Genomic DNA, 24,440 nt, shown 5'->3' on the forward strand with positions numbered 1-24,440 from the left:
AATTACTAAAAGTTTTTTATGTTTAGTAATAAAAAGTTGATTTGTTATGATGTTTTGATTAATGTATTTTCAATGGAGTGTAGTTGCTAAAAAAATATATTTATAAATATGTTGCTTAGGCTTATATTTAGTATAATTAAATTTGCAATATGAATAGTAAAAAGAAAGCTATATCCTATAAAGTTTCTTCTATAAATGGTATTACAAATATTTCTGGGGATAAGTTTATATCTTGTATAGCCTTAATACTAGCATCACAGGCCATAGGTATTACTAGGATTTATGGAATATCATTATGTCAAGATGTTATGTGTGTTAGTAAGGCACTGAGTTTATTAGGAGTTGAAATTTTATATGAAAAAGGTGACTGTATAGTCAAAGGTGTGGGAATTGGCGGATTAATGTGCCCTAAAAATGCATTATACATGGGTAATTCTTTTACTATAACATGTATGTTGCTTGGTCTTTTATCTACGTATCCTTTCCTATCTTTTTTTTATGGATCTAGAAAATTATGTTCAGTATCAATGGATAGAGTTACAGAACCTTTATTATCTATGGGGAGTAATTATATTTCTGTTAATGGTAAGTTACCAATACTTCTTATTGGTTCTGAAGATAGTATTCCTATAAGTTATTCGACCAATAGTGTGTCAGATAAAGTCAAGGTTGCTGTATTGCTTGCAGGGTTAAATACATCTGGCATCAGTATAATTACTGAAAGAATTTTAACAAGAAATCATATAGAATTATTATTACAATATTTAAATGCTGATATATCGGTTAATTTTATTGATGATTCTAATATTATTACGTTACGTGGACAAAAAGAGTTATTTGCTAAGGATATATATGTACCATCAGATGCCTTTTTAGCAGCATTTATAGTTGCTGCTGCATTAATGGTAGAAAATTCGGAAGTTATTATTCATAATGTTATGATAAATAGCGATAGAATGGGATTTTACAGAATTTTAATTAATATGGGTGCTAATATTACTTTAACCAATAAAAGGAAAAGTATTATTGGTGAGTGTATAGCAGATATTTTTATTAAAACAAGTGTTTTACATGGTGGAATAATATTGGAAAAGGATTTACCATCTATTGTTGAGGAATATCCCATTATTAGTATAATTGCTGCCTACATTGATGGGACAACTGTTATGCAAGGTATGTCTTTATTGGACACTGAAGAAAGAAATAGATTGAATATAATAATTTGTGAATTAAATAAATGTGGTGTGAATACAGAAATGACAGATAGTGAATTGATAATTTATGGATCCGGAGGTAATATTTGTGGTGGTAATGTAGTTAATGTACATTCCGATGATAAGATTGCGATGTCTTTTTTAATATTGGGTATGGTATCTAAACAGCCAATTATAATAAATGATGTGGAATGTATAAGTAGTAGTTATACTGACTTTATTAGTATAGTTAACCAGTTAGGTGGGAAAATTAAAAAACTAATATAGTTATTTTATACTTAGTATTTAAAAAATATATTGACACATAGTGAATAGTGCTAGATACTCTAAATTAATACATATAAGCACCTATTTGGTGAGGTTGTTTGATTAGTTAAGGGAAATATAGAATAGAAGTAAAGGCGGCGGTACATATAAGCTAATTTATTTTTCATGTACTAAAGCTAATACATTTTTTAGTTTTTGTTTTGCATGAGTACAGACCATAGTTAATTATGGTTAATCAAACTTGAGAGTTTGATCCTGGCTCAGAACGAACGCTGGCGGCAAGCTTAACACATGCAAGTCGAACGAATTATAATTATAGTTTACTATAGTTATAGTTAGTGGCAGACGGGTGAGTAATGCATAGGAATCTGCCTAGTAGTATGGAATAGCTGTTAGAAATGACAGGTAATACCGTATAATCCCTGCGGGGGAAAGATTTATCGCTATTAGATGAGCCTATGTTAGATTAGCTAGTTGGTGAGGTAATAGCTTACCAAGGCTATGATCTATAGCTGGTCTGAGAGGACGATCAGCCACACTGGAACTGAGATACGGTCCAGACTCCTACGGGAGGCAGCAGTGGGGAATATTGGACAATGGGCGCAAGCCTGATCCAGCTATGCCGCATGAGTGAAGAAGGCCTTAGGGTTGTAAAACTCTTTCAGCAGGGAAGATAATGACGGTACCTGCAGAAGAAGTCCCGGCAAACTCCGTGCCAGCAGCCGCGGTAATACGGAGGGGGCAAGCGTTGTTCGGAATTATTGGGCGTAAAGGGCATGTAGGCGGTTTAATAAGTTAAAAGTGAAATACCAAGGCTTAACCTTGGAGCTGCTTTTAATACTGTTAGACTAGAGATCGAGAGAGGATAGTGGAATTCCTAGTGTAGAGGTGAAATTCGTAGATATTAGGAGGAACACCAGTGGCGAAGGCGACTATCTGGCTCAGTTCTGACGCTGAGGTGCGAAAGCGTGGGGAGCAAACAGGATTAGATACCCTGGTAGTCCACGCTGTAAACTATGAGTGCTAAATGTGGGGATATTTTATCTCTGTATTGTAGCTAACGCGTTAAGCACTCCGCCTGGGGACTACGGTCGCAAGACTAAAACTCAAAGGAATTGACGGGGACCCGCACAAGCGGTGGAGCATGTGGTTTAATTCGATGCAACGCGAAAAACCTTACCACTTTTTGACATGAAGGTCGTATCTTTTTTAACATAAAGAGTCAGTTCGGCTGGACCTTACACAGGTGCTGCATGGCTGTCGTCAGCTCGTGTCGTGAGATGTTGGGTTAAGTCCCGCAACGAGCGTAACCCTTGTCCTTAGTTGCCAACAGGTAATGCTGGGAACTCTAAGGAAACTGCCAGTGATAAACTGGAGGAAGGTGAGGATGATGTCAAGTCAGCACGGCCCTTATAAGGTGGGCTACACACGTGCTACAATGGCAACTACAATAGGTTGCAAGATCGTAAGATTGAGCTAATCCATAAAAGTTGTCTCAGTTCGGATTGCCCTCTGCAACTCGAGAGCATGAAGCCGGAATCGCTAGTAATCGTGGATCAGCATGCCACGGTGAATACGTTCTCGGGTCTTGTACACACTGCCCGTCATGCCCTGGAAATTGGTTTAACTCGAAGCTGGTGAGCTAACCGTAAGGAGGCAGCCATTTAAGGTTGGATCAGTGACTAGGGTGAAGTCGTAACAAGGTAGCTGTAGGTGAACCTGCGGCTGGATTACCTCCTTTTAGGCTTTTTATTAAAGTTGTTATTTTTTAGTAATGACTTAATAAGTTGTTCCGCCGTCTTTATTTCTATTTTATTGTTTTTTTCTTGCTACAGGTTTCTGTATTTATAATTGTCAATAATAATGAAAATTAAGCCCTTATCTCCTCATTTGCAAATCTATAAGTTGGGAATGGCATATTTATCAATTACTCATAGGGTTACTGGTGTATTTCTGTTTATAGGATTGATGGCTTTTTCTTGGGCATTTATAGTTTTTGCATTTATGCCTGGATTGTTTAGCAATTTAATTGCTTTAATTCCTATGTGGTTAATTAAAGCGGTTTGTGTGTTATGGAGTGCTAGTTTCTATTATCATTACTTAAATGGTATTAGACATTTAATGTGGGATTTAGGTATAGGAATAAATAAGTCTTCGGCTACAATAAGTGGGTTATTAGTTATATCTTTATCCGTAGCATTATCATTAATATCTTGTTTTTTTGCGTTTAGTTTATAGTACTATATGATAAATAAGTCAGCATATCATTGGTTAATGCAAAGGATTACTGCTATTATAATGTTACCGATTCCATTGCTTTTACCTATTGTTCTTAATATGTTTACATATTCAGTTGAGCATGCGCGTGAGCTAATTTTAATGCATCCTATAAAACTTATATTAATTACTCTTTTATTCTATGTAGCTATATATCATGCTATGTTAGGGATAATAGTTATTTTAGAGGATTATATTTCATCTCAAAAGCTGAGAATTGCTATTATTATTACTGTAAAAGTTATTTTTATAATAACATTATTATTATCTTTAATGGCAGTTATAATGTTTTGTTTTTTTGCTTTATAAAATCTATAATTTGCAGTGCAGTTGGTAAGATGTTTACACTTAGTAATTAAATAAAGAGGTATGTTAATTATTTAATTTTTGTGTATTTTTTGAGTATATTGCTATTATGTAGTTTATTTGTTCTTATCAGTAAGAGACTGTATTTTTTATTAAAAGGAGTTTTATTTATATAAATATTATACTAGCTATTTTTTTATTGGCAGGTTATGTAAATAATTTTTATTAATTTATTAATAGATTTTCTATAAGATTATTATTTTAAGAATTGATTGTGTAAATAACTATGTTGGGTAACTTAAGAAGGGCTTTAAAAAATAATAATGTGCCTTTTGGAAAAGCCATTGTTACTATTGGGTCATTGCTTTCTTCATCCTTAAAAGTAATTAATAATATATTAAGCTTTACATATTTGGCAAAGCTTAATCCTGATTTTGGCAAACAAAGGGATGTAACAATTTCTGGTGTACAATCTCAAGTTATTTTTAAGCAGCAATTTTGCAATTATGTTCCTGATAAATTTTTTAAAAAAAGTACAGGTAACATGTTTATCAAAGGAAATAACTTGATATATAATAATAAAAAATATCCGGTTATACAGTTACATGATGATGATGGTAACCCAATTTATGATATAAATGGTAATGCTTTATTTGCAATTAATACTAATAACCAAGAAAAAATATTTAAAGATTTACATCTGGGTAGTCGAGTAAAAAATACGATACCTGTTATTGCTTGTAAAGATAATATTCCTATACAAGTTAGGTCTCATGATGGAAGAGTAATGAAGAGACTTAAAGATATAAAATTAAATCCTTTTTCTATGCGTATTAAAAGTTTGGAGTCAAATACTACAAATTGGATATTAACTTTAGCATTAATGCCATTATATGTATTCGGTGATATTATTAGGTTCTCTTTGGGTGCAGTTCAAGGGGTATTAAAGCATATTAGCAATTTTTTTAACAAGTGTGCTAATTCTTTAGAAGAGAAAATGGATTGTAACATTATAAATAAAAGTACAGGGGTTTTAATAAATCAGCAATCTGATATGGGATTGGTTGTGGCTGCATCTATTTTTAGATTACTAGGTTTGATAGTTACAGGATTTATGATGTTTATTAAAAATGCGAAAGATATAGGTGAAGCTTTATGTAAAGTTGGAAATACGTTTTTAAATGCTATGTATAATGCTGATGATTTACAGAAAAAATCAGGAGTTGCTGTACTTAAGAAAGTATCTACAGATTGCTATTCTGATTTACGTAATGGAGCAAAGCAACTTACCGATCATTATAAGCTATATAAACTTAGGTTTTCTCGAGATGGAAAGGCTTTAAGTACGCTTAAAGGTAAGATAGATCAGTGTAATAATATGGAGAAAATTGCTGTAATGAAAGAAAATGATAATCAAAATTCTATGACAAGGCAAAGGAAACATATAAAACGGAAAATTAATGCTAATGATAAAGAGGAAATTAAAAAAGTAGGGATGGATTTATCAAAACAACAAGTATTGTATGGAGCATCAGAAGAATTACATGATTATTCTCAAAATCAACGTAATATTTCTACGGTAGCGTCACAAAACAGGTAAGATAAATTTTTATTTTATACGTGAAGCTTTAAAGTTTTATATTTTTAAAGGTATTTTGTTTCTATTAGATGAGTATAAGTACTTATAAAAGTGTTATTTGTACATAGGTATTGTATTGTTTATTAGAATGTTTTTTGTTTGTGATCAGATTAATGTTGAAATAATTTACTATTAAAATAAACTTGCATCTTATATATATGTATCATTTTTATGACAATATGAATTTATGTATTAATTATTGTTTACTGTTTTATGCTTATTATTGTGCATTACTTTTATTGTTGGTTGCATTGAGTGTATACTTTTTATTGAAGGTATCTTTTATTTTTTTGGTAAGTTGTTTAGAATATTAAACCACTATCTATATGTTTATTATAAGTTGTTTATATAGTATATAGCTATATTTAAGAATGTATACAATATTTTGTTTGACTTGAATGTAGTGCAAATCCTAGAGGAAAAAAACCTGATTTGATAAAGTAATTATTTGTATATGTATTTACTAAGAGTATTATTAATATAAGGATTTTTTTTAATTAGATATTTTGTTATATTTATAAAGGACTATAATAATTGCAAAATTAATGGTATGAGAAAGATTAAAGTTATTTTTCACTAGAGTGGTATGATATTTTAATGTTAAAATTGCATTTTTAATAGCAATTTTAACATTAAGCCAAAATGTGATTTTTAGTTATAAATTAAATTTTTGATAATTAAGCCATATATATTTGTTAATTAGGTGTTATATTGCAGAATTTTGTAATGCTAGATAGTTTTTAGTACAATTAAGGATAAAATACTTGGTAATTTAATATCGGTAATTATAATTAACTACTTGTTATTTAATGGTTAAATATGGATAATAATTGAATTTTAAAGTTGTTTTATCATATTATAGTTATGAAATACTGGATTAAAGCCATGTCCTATTTTAGGAGTTGTATGTATAGTGTTTATAAGATAACTTATAGATTGTTTCACACTTTCTTTTATAGGTAATTTTTGTGACATGAAGCTTGCAATAGCTGATGATAGCGTGCATCCTGTCCCATGTAAATCTTCTTCAGAGATTCTTAAATGTTGGAAGTTAAATACTTCATTATCTTCTGTAAGTAGTATATTATTAATTACTCTATTAGGTAAATGACCGCCTTTTATTAGAACGTTTTTTGCTCCAAATGATGCAATAACTTTACTTGCAGTAATGATGTCTTCTAGCGTGTTGATTTTTGTATTAATCATAGCTTCTGCTTCTGGAATATTGGGGGTAATAATAGTTGTTTTTGGTAATAGAATTTCTATAAAAGCATTAGCAATGCTATGTTCTGAGAGTTGAAAACCTGAAGTTGAAATCATTACTGGGTCAAAAACAATAGGAATTTTTTGTGTAATAGATTCTGCAACTTCTTTTACAGTATTATAATTAGGTAACATGCCGATTTTAATTGTATCTATTTCTATGTCACATATAATTGCTTTTATTTGTTCACTAATGATATTCAGAGGAATGTTATGTATAGCATATACTTTCATTGTATTTTGTACGGTTACAGATGTGATACAACTTGTTGCGTAACAACCAAGCATAGTGATAGTTTTAATATCTGCTTGAATACCTGCTCCTCCACTTGAATCCGATCCTGCTATAGTTAAAACCTTACCCTTATATTGATTATTATTATGCATTTTTTTCTATTATCCATTTTACAAATGAAATAGTAATTCCATTGATCTTATTGGAAAGCTCCCGATCAATACAATTAACTATATTACGTAGGTTTTTGAAGGAGCGTTCAGTGTTATTTAAAATATAGTTTATAGTTTTTAGATTGATGTGTAGTTGGTGATCTGTAAATAATTTTATGAGCATGATTTTTAACAATTCTTCATTGGGACTTGCAAGACTTGCACTCATAGTTGATAGTACACGTGACTTTAAATCTTTTAAGCTACAGTTTAATGATTTTGGTGGTACAGAAGAAGTCATAAGTAATAATTTGTTATTTTCTTTTGCATAGTTATAGCAGTGTAGCATCCAAGTTTCATCTTTTATTTTATCTATGTCTTCAATTATAAAAGCATTGCTATTATGTATTGTGTGCATTGTTTTGGCTATAGGTCCTTGATGAATAAAAGATGCATTTTTTAATTTTTGCCATATATGAGCAAGATGTGTTTTGCCGGACCCTGATTTGCCATATAAAATAAAACAACTCCACAAGTCATAGTTCATTAGCATGTTATATGTATCTTTATTTTGCTCTAACAGTATATAGTCACGATATTGATATGATTTACTATGTGCTAAATCAAATAAATTGAGCTGTTTGTACATTAAATTCCATTGTAAAAATCGCTGTTTATATATTTTTGTATAATAGATTGTATAAATACGCCTGTGATAGCTGTAATAGGTATTGATAGTAATACTCCCATGAATCCAATATATGCATGACATATTATCATGCCAATTATTATCCATATAGGATGTAAATCTATTTTTTTGCCGATTAATAAAGGAGTAATGATGTTGGATTCAATGCATTGTCCAATAATAAAAATGCATATGATAATACCAGATGTTGTCCAGTTATTTGTATGAAACATATTGATTACAATACTTAGAATAGCACATATTGACGGTCCAAAATATGGTATGAAAGTCATAATTCCTGATATGAATCCTATGACTAGAGAATACTTTGTGTTTAATATAATAAAGCTTACGCAGTAATACATGGACATAATACAACATACACTTATTTGTCCCCTAATATAGGATGCAATAATATTATCTACTTTTAAGGTAAAAAATTCTATACTTTTTTTATGGGTAACAGGTATTAATTTATGAAAGCTTGTTATAATTAGTGGCCAGTTACATAATATATAGAATGTGAGTAATAATACTACAAAAATCATTGCTATTGTATAGCTTATGTTTATTCCTGAGCTAATAGTATAGCCTATTATGTTATTAAAATTTTGCAGTAAATTGTTGAATATTGTTATAAAAGATGTGGTATTTTCATGATTTAACAAATTTTGAGATGAGTGAGTAAACAATTGTATGATTTTTTCTATATTATTGTGATCAAAAAAATTGTGTGTTTTTATAAGAGATTGTATATGCTGAGTATCGCTTAGTTGTATTTTTTCTATGAAAAATTTTATTAATTCTATAGTTTGAAAGTATATTATTGGTATAAATATAATTAGAAAAGTTATCATTATACTAGTAGATGCAGTAATTATTATAAATGTAGATACTGCTCTATGTATTTTTATTAGCTCTAATTTATTAACTAACGGGTTAAGAAAATAGGCTATTATAAATGCTGTGCAACATGGTATAATGACTGGTTTTGCAATTAATATTATGGCTACTGTAAACAATGCAAAAAATAAATAATTGGTGTAATTAGTAATAGATTTGTTATTATTCATTTATTTTTATCTTAGTGATTATACTTTGCATATAATATCTTATAGGTATTGTACAGTATTTTTAAGCTTACTGTCAGTAATTATCATGTAATTTAAGGTATTGTATAGTGTAATAATAAATATTCAGTGAATTTGTGTTAATGTTGTGTGAAAATATGCACGTATATATTAATACATTAGTTATTATATAATACCTGCAGGGATACAATGGTTAATATGTTAATTTGTACTCTTAATATTTACAATATTATTGAAGTAGAACTGTACATAATTAAACTTAACATGGTGCCCATGGGGAGACTTGAACTCCCACGACCTTGCGATCAACGGATTTTAAGTCCGCAACGTCTACCGATTCCGCCACATGGGCAAAGAACTACCTAGAGTAAAACTCTATAACTAAATTGACTTCCATATTGGTCGCATAAGGAACTTCAGGATATTTAGGTACCCTTAAATACTTAATAGAATACTGATTAACATCAACTTCTAAGTAGTCTGGTACCCTTCTGTCCTGTGACTTAATGGATTCCATAATGATGGGTAAGTTTGTTGCTTTTTCCCTAATTTGTATAACATCACCAGGTCTGACAACGTAGCTTGAAATATTTACAACTTTGTTATTTACGGTAACATGCTTATGGGAGATTAATTGCTTTGCAGAAAATATTGTAGGAACATAGCTAGAATTATATAATATAGATGCGAGACGAGATTCCAAAGCTCCTACAAAGTTGTCACCAGTATCACCTTTCTTTTGATAAGCCTTTAAAAATATATTACGCATTTGCTTACTAGATATTGCATAATAGAACTTAAACTTTTTATGAGCTGCAAACTGTTTTCCAAAATCTGAAGGCTTTTTATACCCTAAATTACCATGCTGCCCAGGAGGATAGTTTTTTGTATTAAAAGCGTCCTTAGATCTTCCCCATAAGTTTACCCCTAGTCTGCGACTTGCTCTATATTTTCTTTTTATAACTGCTGTCATATGACCTTTATTATAATTAACGACATGAAAAAAAATTAAACACTATAACCATATAAGCAAACAACTATAGATTTATAGTATAAACCAACCTTGGCTAGTATGATACATTTTATGCATGCATGTCAATTTTTTTTTGATAATAAAACTTGATCATAGGTAAACGTGTAGTATTATTGGAAAATATAATAACAGTATAAAGTAGTATGAAATGGGTTGATATTGAAGATATAGTTAATTTGTTAGAGGAAAACTATCCAGATACGATGATTTTTAATTTAAGATTTACTGACTTGCAGCAAATGGTTATGGGATTGCCAGGGTTTGATGATGATAGTGATAAGTGTAACGAAAAAATATTAGAGGCGATACAAATTGCATGGCATGAGGAAAGGAACAACTGTTAATAATTGTAAATCTGTTTTTATTGTGAATATTATTTAAACGCAAATTTGCTTTGAAAGTTACATGATAATTATGTTATTTACCCGTTACTAGATATCGCATTTAGGGAAAGAGTTTAAAATATAAGCTGATGTATCATTATACATAGATTTTTTATGAGCTATTGAATTAAAATTTATGGTATTTAAAAGGAGATTTAAATAGATTATGTAATAAATATATTGATTTGTTAATTTTATTCATACCTGATATGATCATAAATGAATATGAGTTCCTGTTTATGAGTTGGAATTACTGAAATTTTTATAATAAGGTTATTTATTAAAGTAATAGTTTCATGGTAAGGATCTAGCAGCTTTCTAAAAAGAATATGTTGTTGCTGTTGTAAAAAATCAAATGTTTCTTTGTTAAAAAATTGATTATTAGTGTATATTTTATGTAGCACTTTTGAATAAGTAGGGTTTTCGTCTAACCATGATTGTTCTAAATGCCAAAACTTTATGAAGTTATTATTATAGAATGATAACTTATTATCATTACCATATATTGCTATGGCGCAAGATAAGTTGTTTAATAAGTTTTTCTGTAAATCAATATAGCTTTGTATTTCTTGAGTGAGTTGCTTTACTTGTGTCATATCTTGTCCATATCCAATAAATTCTTGGGTATGGGGGTTGATAATTTCTGTTAGTGTATAGAGTTTTCTTTCATTTTCAATAATCGTATATATGCTTTCCTGATATTTATCGGGGAAAACTTTATTACTAAGTGTCCTGTTTTTAAAAAATTCTCTATTTGAATGACATTGTGTAAATTTAATGTAAAAAGGATTATATACTGTTACTTTAAAGTCTTTATCTCTTTTCCATGTAGGATACGGAAGTACATCGATCATATCTTTATAATTTTCCAGTTCTTGTTTTAATTTTGCGTTTTTATGTTCTAATTGTGTTATTAGTAATTTTTCTTTTGTAGTATTTTGAATCCATAGTAATACTCCTACAATTTTATCTTGATTGTTAACAATGCTTTGCCCATAACAAAAGCAGTAAATTTCCGTATCTTTTCCTTTTAGATCTATTGTAAAAGATTTATTTGTTTTTCGTGCATCTGTAAAATTTTTTTTAAGTTGATGTGACTCTTCAAAAAAGTTGGCAAGCTCATCAAAAGAATAGAATATTGTGTTTAGTAATAACTGTAAATTAGGGGAAAATTTTTCTATACGTTTTTCTTCGTCCCATAAGTAAAATCCATCTCCTAAAGATAAAAGTAAATTAGTAATAAGATTATTATTGTGTTTTAAATTATTTATGCTTATATTAGCATAAAAGTAAGCAGCAGTTAGAACTGATATGGTAAAAATAAGAAGAAAAATAATAGTATAAATAAACATATATTACTTCATTCTATATAAAATTGTAAAAAACTTCATATTGTATGCGACACGTACAAAGGTAAGTTGCCAATCATTTTAAATCCTAGTCTTTTATATAAATTAATAGACGGTTTCATACATTGAGCTACTGCGTATTTACAATAGTGTTGTTGTGCTATTTTAATTCTTTGTAATACTATACTAGTCCCAATTCTTTGATTTCTATATTCTGGTAGAATACCATCACTATAAAAACCTGCAACTTGATTGTAAATATACATTCCACATATACCTACTATTGTATTGTGTAGTTTTACTAAAAAGAATTTTAATTCTGATTCGGAAGCTTTATAGCTAGATATGCCCCTGAGAAATATAGATACCTCATTGATATTACAGTGGAAAATTTTTGATGCGAGAAGATCTAGCTGAGTTAATTTTGGTTGATTATCTACAATGTCTAAAGTGATATTTATATTGTTATTGTATGGTATGAAGTAGTTAGTTATATTAGCAATAGCTTTTTTTGGAGAGTTAGCAAGTGTTAAGCCTAGATCTTCAAGAATGGGTTGTGCATGTTTTACTGATGAATCTAAAGGCCAAGTGGCCTCAATTTTTCTTTGTTGTAAGTATTGCAATACTTCTTTTATTGATTTATGGAAAGTATTATCGTTTGTTTTTTCAAGAAAAACGTAATTAAATATAGGGCTTTTGCTACCGTTAATTGTTGATGTGATGTTATTAAATGTATGCAATTCCCAATTTGATAGTCGTGTAGCATAAGTAATGTATTGTTTAAGGTTATCCATGACTATAGAATAATGCATTCTGTTAATTCCTTTAAACCTTAGTAGTGAAGTAAATCTTGTAACATATAGCATAGGATGCTGCGGACATGACTGCGGCTATTATATCATCAAGCATTATTCCTAACGCGCCTTTAATGTTTTTGTCGACAATGTTAATTGGCCAAACCTTTATTATATCAAAAAATCTGAATAATGTAAAACTAGCGAAAAATATACTTATATAGTTTATTTTATTTTTTAATATAAATGTATCATTGTTTTCCGTGAATAAGATTATTAATGTGAATGTCATTAATTGCCCTAGCACTTCGTCTATAACGACTTCTTTCGGATCCTGTATTCCAGGATGAGATATTAAATATTGTGGTATTGACCATAAACCAAGAAAAAGTATTATTACAGATATTATAACACCATAAATACTATTTATTATAACTAGCGGTATAAAAACTACTGATGCTAAGCTTCCTATGGTACCTGGCATGTTTGTTAACTTACCACAGCTAAACCACGTTGATACTATATCGTAAAGTGGCATCATTATTTTACATGATAAATAAATACATCATTACTAAATACTTTTTCTACTTCATCCACCAATCATTCACAGGGTAGCTTTTGCAAGGAGTATTACTGTTTAATCTTATACATGGACTTTTGATTCTACGCTCTTTTTTTGTGAAACTGCAGCTTGATATAGCAAGCAACAGTATACAAAAGACAAACGCTATAGCAACTTGCTTCATTTATTATTGCCTATTTTTACTTTATTGTAATATATATAAATAATTTACTTAATATAGTCAAGATTAGCTTATAATAGCGGTTAAAAATACTATAACTTGTTAGCATTATTAATATTAAAAGATAAAAAGCAATAGTTAAAGAGCAAATAATAAGCAGTTTGTCTTATTAGTTTTTTATATATTATAATATTTTATTGTTATGGTTAAGTGTTAAAAGAGTTATGACTTGCCAGCATTATAAGTTACTTATCAAAGGTACATTATTATAAAACCAAATTTTATATCAGGTGTATAGTCGTATTTAATAACTTAAATTGTTTTGTATATTGTTTTAAACATTACTAATTTGTAGTAGGTAGTATTATTGAAATAATCATATATTAGCTGTACATGATTTATGGTGATGGTAAGATCTTTTTCTATATAGCTATAATTAGTATTTTATTAGAAATACATTAGTTATTTATCTTTATGTGCTTAATGTATATTTAATGTTGGATACATTGAATATGAATTGAAGTAATGACAAGTTGTGTATGATATTAGTTGTTATAAAAGTACTTACAGATTAAAGTTATGTAATGTACAAAGTATGTCAGAATAATTATATTGTAGTACTTATAGTAAGTAGTATTTTGATAAATTATGAATTGTTGACATAAATAAAGCTTGCGTTTACTATTTTTATATACTAAGGTGGTCCCGTAGCTCAGTTGGTAGAGCAACTGACTCTTAATCAGTTTGTCGTGTGTTCGATTCACACCGGGATCAGGTTTGAAAGTGGTTATTTGTGGTTACTTAGATCTATAAAAAAAATAAAAGTGTTTGTTAGTTTATAAGCTGATGTTAAAAATCTTGAGTCTTGTGTGTTTAGTGAGTATAATTCCTTACTTTTTGGAGGATTACTGAGTTATTAATCGTATAAATTAATGGTTTTAATGTGCGGATATGGCGGAACTGGTAGACGTGCTAGGTTTAGGTCCTAGTAAGGAGACTTGTGAGGGTTCGAGTCCCTCTATCCGTACTCTAGTCTTATCAATGGAGTATTAGGTTTATTATTATGGATGGGTTTTATATTGCCAAAGAAATTTTAAGAGATAAATTAAAGCATGAGTATGAATTTATTATTGATAATGACTATTTTCAAAGACAATTGGATGATAAATTCAAGGAAGTAGCTAAATCTGTAAAGATTTCTGGATTTAGGCCTGGTAAGGTTTCAGTTGATGTAGTTAAAAAGCTTCATTTTGATGATGTAGTAAATTTTGTAGTGTCAAAAATTATAGAAGATGTTTCTTCTTTATTCTTGAAAGAAAATAATTTTCAGGAAGTAGTTTCATCAAATGTTGATGTTAGTTTTATTCCTAATGAAAAGGTCAGCAGTGATAATATTCATAGGTTACAATTAATGTATAAATTACAATTTGAAATAATGCCGGAAGTTCCTTGTTTTGATATTGAAAATGTAACTTTAAAAGATAGGGAAGTTTTGATAGGTAATAAAGATATAGATGATTTTATTGATACTTTAAATAGCAAGTATGTTAATTTTGTTAAACCTGATAATGAACAGCATGAAATATGCAAAGGAGATAAGGTTATTATTAACTACTATGGTAAGATACGAGGCAAGGCCTTTAAAGGTGGAAGTGCAAAAAATTATGAAGTCGTAGTAGGTGATTCTCATCTATTAGAAGATTTTGAAAATAAACTAATAGGAATGAAAAAAGGAGAGCAGAAAATGTTTCCACTTTTATTTCCTTGTGATTATAAAATTGCTCATATGGCAGGTAGAGAAGTAGAAATGTTAGTAGATATCCAAGATGTTTTTGTATCAAAAGGTGCTGATAATCATGAAGAGTTGGCTAAAGGTTATGGGTTTGATGATGTGGAAGCAATGCGAACATTTTCCGAAAAGGCAATTAAAGAGAAGTGTACTCAAATGAACAATATTTTAATGAAAAAGGAGCTTTTTGATTATATGGATGATAATTATTCATTAGATGCGCCAGAGTGCGTTGTGTCAACAGAGCTTAAAAAGGTAAATCATGAGTTAGAAAATAGTAAATTAAATACAAAAATTGATCCATTAAAGGAAGCTGTAAAACGAGTGAAATTGGGTATGATATTAATGAAAATATCAAAGGATCATAATATATCTGTGGTAAGTGAGGATGTTGTAAATTTTATTAAGAGTAATTATGTTGATTATGGTGCAAGCTTTAATAATGTGATAAAATTATTAAAATCTAATAAGGATTTTAGTAATTATATTAGGGGAAAAGTCCTTGAAGATAAGGTTGTTGATTATATAATTGGTTGTGTCAAAAAGGAAAAGGAAAACATAACTTGTGCAGATTTAGAAGAATTATTTAATAGTATTTCTTAATTTTAGTGGATGTTATGTTGAATAAATTGTGATAATTAGTACATTTTGAATGTAGGGAATTAATAAGGGAATAATATTTATGAATTTAATACCTATGGTTGTTGAGCAAACTAGTCGTGGTGAGCGTGCTTATGATATATATTCAAGGTTACTAAAAGAAAGAATCATTTTTGTTACAGGAATAGTAGAAGACAATATGGCTAGTTTGATAGTTGCTCAGCTTATATTTTTAGAAGCTGAGAATCCAGAGAAAGATATATCAATGTATATTAATTCTCCGGGAGGGGTTGTTACAGCTGGATTATCTATATATGATACTATGCAGTATATTAAGCCTAAGGTTTCTACTTTGTGCTTAGGACAGGCAGCTTCTATGGGGTCTCTTCTTTTAGCGGCTGGAGAACATGGTATGCGATATGCCTTACCAAATTCTAGAATAATGATACATCAACCTTCTGGTGGTTTCCATGGTCAAGCAACAGATGTAGAGATACATGCGAAGGAGATTTTAAATGTTAAGCGTAGATTGAATGAGATTTATGTAAAGCATACAAGTAAGTCTTTAGAAGAAGTTATAATTAATATGGAGAGAGATAATTTTATGTCTGCTGAGAAAGCAAAAGATTTTGGTATAATTGATAAGGTTATAGATAAAAGGCTAGATATTATATTAGGGAATTAAGGAAAATGAATGTCGGATAATGATAAGAATACTTATAGTTGCTCATTTTGTGGTAAGCTTCATAGTGAAGTAAAAAAACTTATTGCTGGTTCTGAAGTATTTATTTGTAATGAATGTATAGATCTTTGTAGTGGCATATTACAAGAAGAGGGTAAATTATATAAAAATACTAGCTTTGATCTTAAACCAAAAGATATTAAGAAGGTTTTGGATGAATACGTTATAGGTCAAGAGCATTCTAAGAAAGTTTTGTCAGTAGCTGTATATAATCATTATAAACGCTTGTTGAATTCTAGTGTTATTAGTGATATTGAAATATCTAAGTCTAATGTTTTACTAATCGGTCCGACAGGTTCTGGAAAAACTTTATTAGCTCGTACTCTAGCAAGGGTGTTACAGGTGCCTTTTGCTATGGCAGATGCTACTACATTAACAGAAGCAGGATATGTTGGAGAAGATGTTGAAAATATTTTGCTAAAGTTATTGCAGGCAGCTAATTTTAACGTTGATGCTGCTCAGCGTGGTATTATCTATATTGATGAAGTAGATAAAATATCAAGAAAATCTGAAAATACTTCTATTACACGTGATGTTTCTGGTGAAGGCGTTCAGCAGGCATTGCTTAAAGTTATAGAAGGTACTGTATCTTCTGTGCCTCCACAAGGTGGTAGGAAGCATCCTCATCAAGAGTTTATACAGATTAATACTGATAATATTCTATTTATTTTTGGTGGGGCATTTGATGGATTAGAAAAAATAATAGAAGCACGGAATCGTGGTAGTTATATGGGATTCGAAGCAAATGTGCAGCAATTATCAGATAAGAAAAAAAATATACTTTGTCATACTGCTCCTGAAGATTTAGTAAAATTTGGATTAATACCAGAGTTTGTGGGTAGGATACCTGTTGTTACGTCATTAGGTGAATTAGATGAGAACACTCTTTATCGTATTTTGGTTGAACCTAAGAATTCACTAGTAAAGCAATATACTAAATTATTTGAGATGGATAACATAGAGCTTATGTTTAGTGATGAAGCTTTGTTTAGTATTGCTAAAAAAGCTGTTGACAGGAAAACAGGAGCAAGAGGATTGCGTGCTATTATGGAAAATTTATTGCTTGATTTAATGTTTGATTCTTCAAATTGTACAAATAATAAAATATTTATTAGTGCACAAATGGTAGATGAGATGGTAGTAAGTGATAATTGTTTTAAAAAATACTAGAAAAGGTTATATATGAAAAGCGAAATTTTGCTGCCGGTCTTAACTTTACGTGATACAATTGTTTTTCCTCAAGTAGTTATACCTTTGTTTGTAGGTAGAGAAAAGTCTATTAGTGCTTTAAAGTATGCTACTCAAAATAATGATTGTAAAATTTTGCTAGTGACGCAAATAGATGGAGCAGTTGATCAGCCAAGTTTAACTGATTTATATAAAGTAGGAATTGTTGCAGATGTTATGCAGCTTTTAAAGCTTCCGGATGGAATCATGAAAGTTTTAATAAAAGGAAGGTATCGTGCACAAGTAGTAAATTTTATAGAGGGTGATAGTTTTCTGCAAGCAGAAGTTAATGTAGTTAATAGTGATAATAATATAGTTATAAATGATGATGTTGAAGCTTTAAAAAGATCGGTTCTAAATGAGTTTGATGTTTGGAGTAAATTAAGCAAGAAAGTACAGTCAGAAGCTTTATCATCAATTTACGAAATTAAAGAACTAAGTGATTTAGCTGATGTTATAGCTTCTCATTTAAACATTAGGGTTTCAGATAAACAAAAAATTCTTGAAGCATTTGATGTCATTGAACGCTTAGAGCAAATATATAGTTTTATTAAGTTAGAGATCAATATATTAAATGCTCAGAAAAAAATTGATAATAGAGTTAAGTTACAAGTTGAAACAAATCATAAGGTTTATTATTTAAATGAGCAGCTAAAAGCTATACAAAAAGAATTGGAAGACAGTGAGGGTGCATACTGTGATATTGATTCTGCTAGTGAAATTGAAAAGAGGATTAATAATACATTATTATCTAAAGAAGCAAAGGAACGGGCTTTAAATGATCTAAAACGCTATAAAAAAATGAATTTTATGTCTCCTGAAGCAAATATTATTTCTAGTTATCTTTATTGGTTACTTGATCTTCCATGGGGCAAATATAAAAATTCTAGAATTAACATGGATAATTCTTTAAAGATTTTGAATAATAATCATTATGGTATGGATAAAATTAAAGAGAGAGTTTTAGAATTTTTAGCAGTACTAAAAAGAATAAAAAAACCTCAAGGTCCAATTTTATGTTTTGTTGGTCCTCCCGGAGTAGGTAAAACATCGCTAGCAAGGTCAATAGCAGAAGCAACAGGTAGGGAGTTTGTACGTATGTCTTTAGGTGGTGTTCATGATGAATCAGAAATTAGAGGTCATAGAAGAACATATATAGGTGCAATGCCTGGAAAGATAATCAAACAGATGAAGCAAGCAAAGTCATGTAATCCTTTGTTTTTGTTGGATGAAATAGATAAGGTTGGCTCTGATTATAGAGGTGATCCTACAGCTGCATTGCTTGAAGTATTGGATCCTGAACATAATAAACATTTTGTTGATAATTATATTGAAGTGGAATTTGATCTTTCAAATGTAATGTTTATTGCGACTGCGAATAGTTTAAACTTGCATAAACCTCTTCTTGATCGTATGGAAATAATTCAGCTGTCTGGTTATACAGAGGAAGAAAAATTGAAAATAGCGAGAGCGCACCTTATACCTAAATTGTATAAGGATCATGGATTACAAGAGAAAGAGTGGAGTATTTCTGATGATGCAATATATAGCTTAATTAGGTTTTATACTAAAGAAAGTGGAGTTCGTAACCTTAAAAGAGAACTTTCTAATCTTATGCGAAAAGTTGTGAAAGAAATATTAATGAATAAAGAAATAAAAAACGTGCATATTAATCATAATAATATTGAAAAGTATATGGGTGTACCAAAATATACTTTTGGTATTGTAGAAAAAGATGATATGGTGGGGGTAGCTACTGGATTAGCATATACTGATACTGGTGGAGATATATTAACGATAGAATCGGTATTAATGCCAGGTAAAGGTGGTATAAAATTTACGGGGAAATTGGGTGAAGTAATGCAAGAATCAGTAAAAGCTTCATATAGTTATATAAGATCAAGATGTTTAGAGTTTGGTATTCAATCTAAGAAATTTCAGGTTAGTGATATACATTTACATGTACCGGAAGGTGCAATACCAAAGGATGGTCCTTCTGCTGGTATTGCTATGTGTACTTCAATAGTATCTTTAATGACAGGAATTGCAGTAAAAAAAACAGTTGCAATGACGGGAGAAGTAACTTTAAGAGGACGTGTTCTTGCTATAGGTGGTTTAAGGGAAAAGTTATTGGCAGCATTGCGAGGGGGTATAACAACTGTTATTATTCCGATTCAAAATAAAAAGGATATGATTGAAATACCAGATAATGTTAAACAAGGAATGAAATTTATATTTGTTTCAACAGTTGATGAAGTTATTAATAATGCTTTGGTTCGTCCAGTGAATCATTTGAGCAAAAATGATACATTTATTAATAACAAAATGATTAATACAGATGAAGAAGATTGTACGATACTAAATTAGTGTAGGTATTATTTTATTGGTGTTATATATTAAATGAATAAGTGGTAGCTCACTTATTGAGTGTTGGTACTACACTTGTGATATGTAAGTAAATGGTTGTTTTTTGTTTTTATTAATTGAAGACAATATGGGTAACGAATTATTTATCTTCATTATTTTCACTAAATAGTACATAAATAGTTTAACATTAGTGGAAGATAGAAAAGGACTAATAACTAAAAGATAATAAGTCTATTTTATCTGTGTTTGGAAAAAGCTATAATCTTTTTATAATATTATATATCAATGTAGTAGGTAATGATTTATCTTATGCTTCCTAAAGTAGATTATATGTACAACATATAAAAGTACTGGATGGATATATAAATAGTTTTGCCCTTTTCTTAATCAATGTTGTTATATAAATAGGTTATTCAAATCTATACTCTAATAGAAAATCATTAATACTACATAATATTTTTGTATTAGGTTATATCTATTGCAGTTTATTAGTTAGTATTAAGGTAGTATATCTAAATATTTTTATCAAAGAAACTATAGGGGTTATATAAAAAACTTATATAACTACACAAATTATAAATTGAATTGTTGTATTGTATTGAGCTATTTTCTTATAAGAATATATTACATATTTAAGTAACATTTTTTGTATATCATTATTATCTAGTGATTAAATTGACTTTATAAGTTTTTATGTCAGCTTATATATAAGTAAATGTTTATCAAAGTAAAAACTCTATAAATTTACTTATGTAGCTTTAAGCTGTATTTCGAATTATTTTTATAAATTATGTTGGTTTATAAGTAATAGTTTAATTTATAGTTAATAATTACATGTAGGTAGTGAAAATGTTATGCTGTTTTTGCTATGTTGTAGGGGTTTATAATTGGGGTTGTGATCTATATAAACTATATTATATGGTAATAGTTTTTTGTGGTATAATAAAATGTGCTGTTGTAAATTATATTTTTATGTAATACAATATAGTTGTTTTGTGGGGCTGTAGCTCAGGGGTTAGAGCTGATCGCTCATAACGATAAGGTCGTAGGTTCAATTCCTACCAGCCCCACGTTTATGTGTAGGGTGTATAAGTTAATTTTTTTGTAAAGGAGTGTAAATTATTTTTTATTTAAATTACTATTTATGCTGCGATTAGTAGTTGGTAAGAGTTATTTGTATGAGTATGTTAAGTTATACAATAGTTTTGGTATTTATATAATTAATTATTATGTAATGTGAAATTTATTTTTTAGATCTTCAATGCTGACTTAGTATTATAGAAAGTTTTTTAAACTTTAATGGGTATTATTATATAAATAATTTATGAGGTTTTTTAATTTTTGATTTATTAATATAAATCCTATTTGTTTTTTGTTTATATCAATTGTGTATCCTGATTATTATGTGAGCAGTTATTTACGATATGATTTATTAAAAATATTTATGAGTTTTTATCAGAGTTTTCAATTGTTATTTTGATTGCACTTATGGATAGTTTATGAGTCTGCAAAGTTTTAGATTTTTATTAATATAAACTACTTGTTTTTTTTTGCATCAATGATTTATATTCTTTATATATACAAGCTATTTATAGGTATGGTTTAGATAGTAATATGAAAGTGATATTTATGGGTTCATCGGAGTTTTCTGTTGCTACTTTGATTGCGCTTTTAAATTTTCAATGTAGGGTTTTAGCTGTTTATACTAAAGCACCTAAACCTGCCGGTAGAGGGAAAAGCATTAAAAAAACGCCTGTACATGTAGTTGCAGAACGTTATAATATTGATGTATATACGCCATCTTCTTTGAGATCTAATGGTGAAATTGAGAAAATACGTGATATGAATCCAGATGTAATTGTAGTTGTTGCATATGGATTAATACTACCTAAGCAATTATTAAGTATTCCAAAATATGAGTGCATTAATATACATCCGTCTTTGTTGCCACGGTGGAGAGGTGCGGCTCCTATGCAACATACAATTCTGTGTGGAGATATTATGACAGGAGTAACCATTATTAAAGTCAGTGAACTATTGGATGCAGGTGATATATTGTTGCAAGAAAGTGTTGCTGTTGATGTAGAAGATAATATCGATACTTTAAGTTGTAAATTGTCTTGTATAGGCAGTAAATTAGTTATTAATGTATTAAATAATATTGATAATATGTTACCTATAGCACAGAGTAATGTTGGTATTACCTATGCAAATAAATTAATAGATTTTAGAATAAATTTTAATGATTCGGCAGAATTTATATGTAGGCAAATAAGAGCTTTTTATCCAAAGGCTTTTTTTATGTTACATGGAAAAAGGATTCGAATATTGAAAGCATGTAGTTATAACTTTGATCAGTTAAATGTTGGTGATGTTATTAATGATAGTATGCATATAAAGTGTGGGAAAGGTACAGCATTAATACCTATTGTAATACAGATGGAAGGTAAAAATGTATGTAGTACTGATAATTTTTTACGAGGGTATAGAAAAAAGATTTTTGGATCGCTATTACAGTAGTAATGTTAATTAAAAAAGGATAAAGCTATTTATATAGTTATCAGTGTTTGTATATGTTGATATACATGTAACTTGTTTAAGTAGATAAAGTATATTTGTTGTTATTTTAGTTGTTGATTCTTTTATATTTTTACATATTATTGGCGTGAATGTGAAAAGTAATTTGTTAGTTGTAATAGAGTGTGACTGTTTAAAGTTATATTTATAGTTTTTTTTGTAGTGCTTGTACTTCTTTACTAAAAGCTTTTTTATATGTTGGCGGTATAAATGATATATAGATTTGTTGTATATGTTACAAGATTGACAGAAGAGATTTTGTAAAATAAAATTACTAGCTAAGGATTCTAATAGTGTATAAAAATATGGGCTGTGTTATTGCAACTTTTTATCGTTTTGTATATTTATCTAATTATTATGATATTCAACCTGTATTAAGAGATTTTTGTTTATATCATGGAATAAAGGGTACAATAATTTTGGCTGAGCAAGGAATTAATGCTACAATATCAGGTAGTGATTTTGCAATAAATAATTTATTTTCCTTTTTAGATTTAGATAGTAGATTTAAGAGTATTCAATATCATAAGAGTTATTCAAAAGAAGATCCTTTTGCTAAAATGAAGGTAAGATTAAAAAAAGAAGTTGTACATATGGGAATTACAGATCTTGATTGTTCTGTTAATGGGAAATATATTTCTCCAGATGATTGGGATGATTTTATTTCTGAACCTATGGTGTATGTTATAGATACTCGTAACAATTATGAAGTAAAATTTGGAAAATTTAAAAATTCTATAAATCCTAATACATCTTATTTTAGAGAATTTCCTAGGTGGGCAGAATTATGGTCAATTGACAAAGCGCATGATATACATATTGCAATGTATTGTACAGGGGGAATTAGATGTGAAAAATCTACTGCTTTTATGAAAAATTTGGGTTTTAAAAATGTATATCATCTAAAAGGTGGGATATTAAATTATCTACACAGTACAGATAACAGAAATAAGTTGTGGACGGGAGAGTGTTTTATTTTTGATGATAGGATTGCTGTTAATGAACATTTACTTCCTAGTGATAATATAAAGTGCGTTAAATGCTCAAAAAAGGTAAGTAATAAGGATACTCAGTCAATATCTAGAGGATATGTTATATGTTGTGAGTGTAGGTCTAATGCACATCGTGTATCAATAGCTTAAGTTTATATCAATTATATTATATGTTGCGTTGATGATTGTTTTTTACCTATTAGTTTACGGCAAAATAGTAGTTTTAAATAAGCATAAGCATGGCTTTAGCATATGATGGTAATGGTTCTTTAGAATTGGGAAAGTTTTGTATATTGGCAAACAGGTTCCAGCTGCCCAAAATAAGAGTTTCCATATAAGATGTTTGCTATAGTATATTTTAAAAGGTTATGTACAATGCAATAAGATGTTGATTTTATGGTTATTGAGCATTATGCATTTAGCGTTATCCTGTTAAAAACTTAATTTGCATATTATTTTAATAGATCTTAATTAAGTTAGTTTATGATTGAAAAATATAATAAATCATGGATTCTAAAAAGAACGGTAAAAATTTTAGGTTAAGTATTATGTTATGTTATAACAACATGTTATATGAGACTTATAATAAGTTAATATAGGTGAAATAATATATTTGTTGGATAGCTTTTATGTAAACTAGTTTTTATCTTGTGCTTAAGGAGAAAAGTATAAAAACTTTTTTGTTAAGGTTTTCCAATGTATTAAGGTAACT

At 29.2% G+C, this 24,440-nt stretch carries 18 protein-coding genes, 4 tRNA genes and 1 rRNA gene; 15 read left to right on the forward strand and 8 right to left on the reverse strand.

All coding sequences use genetic code 11. From position 1 onward, the window contains the following. Positions 1–149 precede the first annotated feature (149 nt). The 5 genes from NLO413_RS04410 to NLO413_RS04430 all read left to right on the forward strand — a co-directional run bounded on the left by NLO413_RS04410 (position 150) and on the right by NLO413_RS04430 (position 5,664). Positions 150–1,481 (forward strand): 3-phosphoshikimate 1-carboxyvinyltransferase, encoded by a 1,332-nt coding sequence (locus NLO413_RS04410; protein WP_045809263.1) that lies wholly within the window; start codon positions 150–152, stop codon positions 1,479–1,481. 237 nt (positions 1,482–1,718) lie between these two features. After that, positions 1,719–3,222 (forward strand): 16S ribosomal RNA (locus NLO413_RS04415). Between the two features lie 122 nt (positions 3,223–3,344). After that, positions 3,345–3,719 (forward strand): succinate dehydrogenase, cytochrome b556 subunit, encoded by a 375-nt coding sequence (gene sdhC / locus NLO413_RS04420; RefSeq protein ID WP_045809264.1) that lies wholly within the window; start codon positions 3,345–3,347, stop codon positions 3,717–3,719. 6 nt (positions 3,720–3,725) lie between these two features. Next, positions 3,726–4,067: a succinate dehydrogenase, hydrophobic membrane anchor protein gene (gene sdhD / locus NLO413_RS04425; protein ID WP_045809265.1), complete on the forward strand. Its 342-nt coding sequence runs from the start codon at positions 3,726–3,728 to the stop codon at positions 4,065–4,067. A 283-nt stretch (positions 4,068–4,350) separates the two neighbouring features. Then, positions 4,351–5,664 (forward strand): hypothetical protein, encoded by a 1,314-nt coding sequence (locus NLO413_RS04430; RefSeq protein WP_045809266.1) that lies wholly within the window; start codon positions 4,351–4,353, stop codon positions 5,662–5,664. Positions 5,665–6,540: 876 nt separating this feature from the next. Here the strand turns inward: NLO413_RS04430 and thiD are convergent. The 5 genes from thiD to rpsD all read right to left on the reverse strand — a co-directional run bounded on the left by thiD (position 6,541) and on the right by rpsD (position 10,105). After that, on the reverse strand, positions 6,541–7,353 hold the full coding sequence (thiD, locus tag NLO413_RS04435) for a bifunctional hydroxymethylpyrimidine kinase/phosphomethylpyrimidine kinase (protein ID WP_045809267.1): 813 nt from the start codon (positions 7,351–7,353) through the stop codon (positions 6,541–6,543). After that, positions 7,346–8,002, reverse strand: coding sequence for a P-loop NTPase family protein (locus NLO413_RS04440; protein ID WP_045809268.1), 657 nt, complete (start codon positions 8,000–8,002; stop codon positions 7,346–7,348). Before NLO413_RS04440 ends, thiD begins: the two co-directional genes overlap by 8 nt. Next, entirely contained in the window at positions 8,002–9,114 is a 1,113-nt protein-coding gene (locus NLO413_RS04445) for an AI-2E family transporter (RefSeq protein WP_045809269.1), read from the reverse strand. The genes NLO413_RS04440 and NLO413_RS04445 overlap by 1 nt, the downstream gene beginning before the upstream one ends. Positions 9,115–9,397: 283 nt before the next feature. Continuing rightward, positions 9,398–9,484 (reverse strand) — tRNA-Leu (locus tag NLO413_RS04450). 6 nt (positions 9,485–9,490) lie between these two features. Further along, complete coding sequence (gene rpsD, locus NLO413_RS04455) at positions 9,491–10,105, reverse strand: 30S ribosomal protein S4 (protein ID WP_045809270.1); 615 nt, start codon at positions 10,103–10,105, stop codon at positions 9,491–9,493. A 203-nt stretch (positions 10,106–10,308) separates the two neighbouring features. Here rpsD and iscX point away from each other — a divergent pair, with 203 nt between their 5' ends. Further along, on the forward strand, positions 10,309–10,509 hold the full coding sequence (gene iscX / locus NLO413_RS04460) for a Fe-S cluster assembly protein IscX (protein WP_045809271.1): 201 nt from the start codon (positions 10,309–10,311) through the stop codon (positions 10,507–10,509). A 233-nt stretch (positions 10,510–10,742) separates the two neighbouring features. Here the strand turns inward: iscX and NLO413_RS04465 are convergent, their stop codons facing one another. From NLO413_RS04465 to NLO413_RS04475, 3 genes are read right to left on the reverse strand one after another with little or no spacing between them, the layout of a single operon-like run. Beyond that, positions 10,743–11,900 (reverse strand): hypothetical protein, encoded by a 1,158-nt coding sequence (locus tag NLO413_RS04465; protein WP_045809272.1) that lies wholly within the window; start codon positions 11,898–11,900, stop codon positions 10,743–10,745. A 35-nt stretch (positions 11,901–11,935) separates the two neighbouring features. Next, positions 11,936–12,709, reverse strand: a complete 774-nt coding sequence (locus tag NLO413_RS04470; protein ID WP_045809273.1) for a GNAT family N-acetyltransferase — start codon at positions 12,707–12,709, stop codon at positions 11,936–11,938. Positions 12,710–12,722: 13 nt separating this feature from the next. Next, complete coding sequence (locus NLO413_RS04475; RefSeq protein ID WP_232295920.1) at positions 12,723–13,232, reverse strand: phosphatidylglycerophosphatase A family protein; 510 nt, start codon at positions 13,230–13,232, stop codon at positions 12,723–12,725. A 903-nt stretch (positions 13,233–14,135) separates the two neighbouring features. Between NLO413_RS04475 and NLO413_RS04480 the strand changes: the two genes are divergently transcribed. From NLO413_RS04480 to trhO, 9 genes are all read left to right on the forward strand, one after another. Continuing rightward, positions 14,136–14,208: transfer RNA gene (locus tag NLO413_RS04480), tRNA-Lys, on the forward strand. A 171-nt stretch (positions 14,209–14,379) separates the two neighbouring features. After that, positions 14,380–14,461 (forward strand) — tRNA-Leu (locus NLO413_RS04485). A 36-nt stretch (positions 14,462–14,497) separates the two neighbouring features. Beyond that, the gene (gene tig / locus NLO413_RS04490; protein ID WP_045809274.1) at positions 14,498–15,826 is read left to right on the forward strand and encodes a trigger factor; all 1,329 of its coding nucleotides are present in this window, start codon (positions 14,498–14,500) and stop codon (positions 15,824–15,826) included. Positions 15,827–15,905: 79 nt separating this feature from the next. Further along, complete coding sequence (gene clpP / locus NLO413_RS04495) at positions 15,906–16,508, forward strand: ATP-dependent Clp endopeptidase proteolytic subunit ClpP (RefSeq protein WP_045809275.1); 603 nt, start codon at positions 15,906–15,908, stop codon at positions 16,506–16,508. Between the two features lie 9 nt (positions 16,509–16,517). Continuing rightward, the gene (clpX, locus tag NLO413_RS04500) at positions 16,518–17,735 is read left to right on the forward strand and encodes an ATP-dependent Clp protease ATP-binding subunit ClpX (RefSeq protein ID WP_045809276.1); all 1,218 of its coding nucleotides are present in this window, start codon (positions 16,518–16,520) and stop codon (positions 17,733–17,735) included. A 12-nt stretch (positions 17,736–17,747) separates the two neighbouring features. Beyond that, positions 17,748–20,159, forward strand: coding sequence for an endopeptidase La (lon, locus tag NLO413_RS04505; RefSeq protein WP_045809277.1), 2,412 nt, complete (start codon positions 17,748–17,750; stop codon positions 20,157–20,159). 997 nt (positions 20,160–21,156) lie between these two features. Next, positions 21,157–21,229 (forward strand) — tRNA-Ile (locus NLO413_RS04510). Positions 21,230–21,773: 544 nt separating this feature from the next. Next, positions 21,774–22,679 (forward strand): methionyl-tRNA formyltransferase, encoded by a 906-nt coding sequence (gene fmt, locus NLO413_RS04515; protein ID WP_045809278.1) that lies wholly within the window; start codon positions 21,774–21,776, stop codon positions 22,677–22,679. 362 nt (positions 22,680–23,041) lie between these two features. Next, positions 23,042–23,878 (forward strand): oxygen-dependent tRNA uridine(34) hydroxylase TrhO, encoded by an 837-nt coding sequence (gene trhO / locus NLO413_RS04520; RefSeq protein WP_045809279.1) that lies wholly within the window; start codon positions 23,042–23,044, stop codon positions 23,876–23,878. Positions 23,879–24,440: the final 562 nt, after the last annotated feature.

Origin of the sequence: Candidatus Neoehrlichia procyonis str. RAC413, assembly GCF_000964795.1 — a bacterium.
Lineage (GTDB): Bacteria > Pseudomonadota > Alphaproteobacteria > Rickettsiales > Anaplasmataceae > Neoehrlichia > Neoehrlichia procyonis.

Excerpts from the sequence above, each read along its gene's own strand:
- NLO413_RS04410 (WP_045809263.1), top strand. The coding sequence starts at position 150 with ATGAATAGTAAAAAGAAAGCTATATCCTATAAAGTTTCTTCTATAAAT.
- sdhC (WP_045809264.1), top strand. The coding sequence starts at position 3,345 with ATGAAAATTAAGCCCTTATCTCCTCATTTGCAAATCTATAAGTTGGGA.
- sdhD (WP_045809265.1), top strand. The coding sequence starts at position 3,726 with ATGATAAATAAGTCAGCATATCATTGGTTAATGCAAAGGATTACTGCT.
- NLO413_RS04430 (WP_045809266.1), top strand. The coding sequence starts at position 4,351 with ATGTTGGGTAACTTAAGAAGGGCTTTAAAAAATAATAATGTGCCTTTT.
- thiD (WP_045809267.1), bottom strand. The coding sequence starts at position 7,353 with ATGCATAATAATAATCAATATAAGGGTAAGGTTTTAACTATAGCAGGA.
- NLO413_RS04440 (WP_045809268.1), bottom strand. The coding sequence starts at position 8,002 with ATGTACAAACAGCTCAATTTATTTGATTTAGCACATAGTAAATCATAT.
- NLO413_RS04445 (WP_045809269.1), bottom strand. The coding sequence starts at position 9,114 with ATGAATAATAACAAATCTATTACTAATTACACCAATTATTTATTTTTT.
- rpsD (WP_045809270.1), bottom strand. The coding sequence starts at position 10,105 with ATGACAGCAGTTATAAAAAGAAAATATAGAGCAAGTCGCAGACTAGGG.
- iscX (WP_045809271.1), top strand. The coding sequence starts at position 10,309 with ATGAAATGGGTTGATATTGAAGATATAGTTAATTTGTTAGAGGAAAAC.
- NLO413_RS04465 (WP_045809272.1), bottom strand. The coding sequence starts at position 11,900 with ATGTTTATTTATACTATTATTTTTCTTCTTATTTTTACCATATCAGTT.
- NLO413_RS04470 (WP_045809273.1), bottom strand. The coding sequence starts at position 12,709 with ATGCATTATTCTATAGTCATGGATAACCTTAAACAATACATTACTTAT.
- NLO413_RS04475 (WP_232295920.1), bottom strand. The coding sequence starts at position 13,232 with ATGATGCCACTTTACGATATAGTATCAACGTGGTTTAGCTGTGGTAAG.
- tig (WP_045809274.1), top strand. The coding sequence starts at position 14,498 with ATGGATGGGTTTTATATTGCCAAAGAAATTTTAAGAGATAAATTAAAG.
- clpP (WP_045809275.1), top strand. The coding sequence starts at position 15,906 with ATGAATTTAATACCTATGGTTGTTGAGCAAACTAGTCGTGGTGAGCGT.
- clpX (WP_045809276.1), top strand. The coding sequence starts at position 16,518 with ATGTCGGATAATGATAAGAATACTTATAGTTGCTCATTTTGTGGTAAG.
- lon (WP_045809277.1), top strand. The coding sequence starts at position 17,748 with ATGAAAAGCGAAATTTTGCTGCCGGTCTTAACTTTACGTGATACAATT.
- fmt (WP_045809278.1), top strand. The coding sequence starts at position 21,774 with ATGAAAGTGATATTTATGGGTTCATCGGAGTTTTCTGTTGCTACTTTG.
- trhO (WP_045809279.1), top strand. The coding sequence starts at position 23,042 with ATGGGCTGTGTTATTGCAACTTTTTATCGTTTTGTATATTTATCTAAT.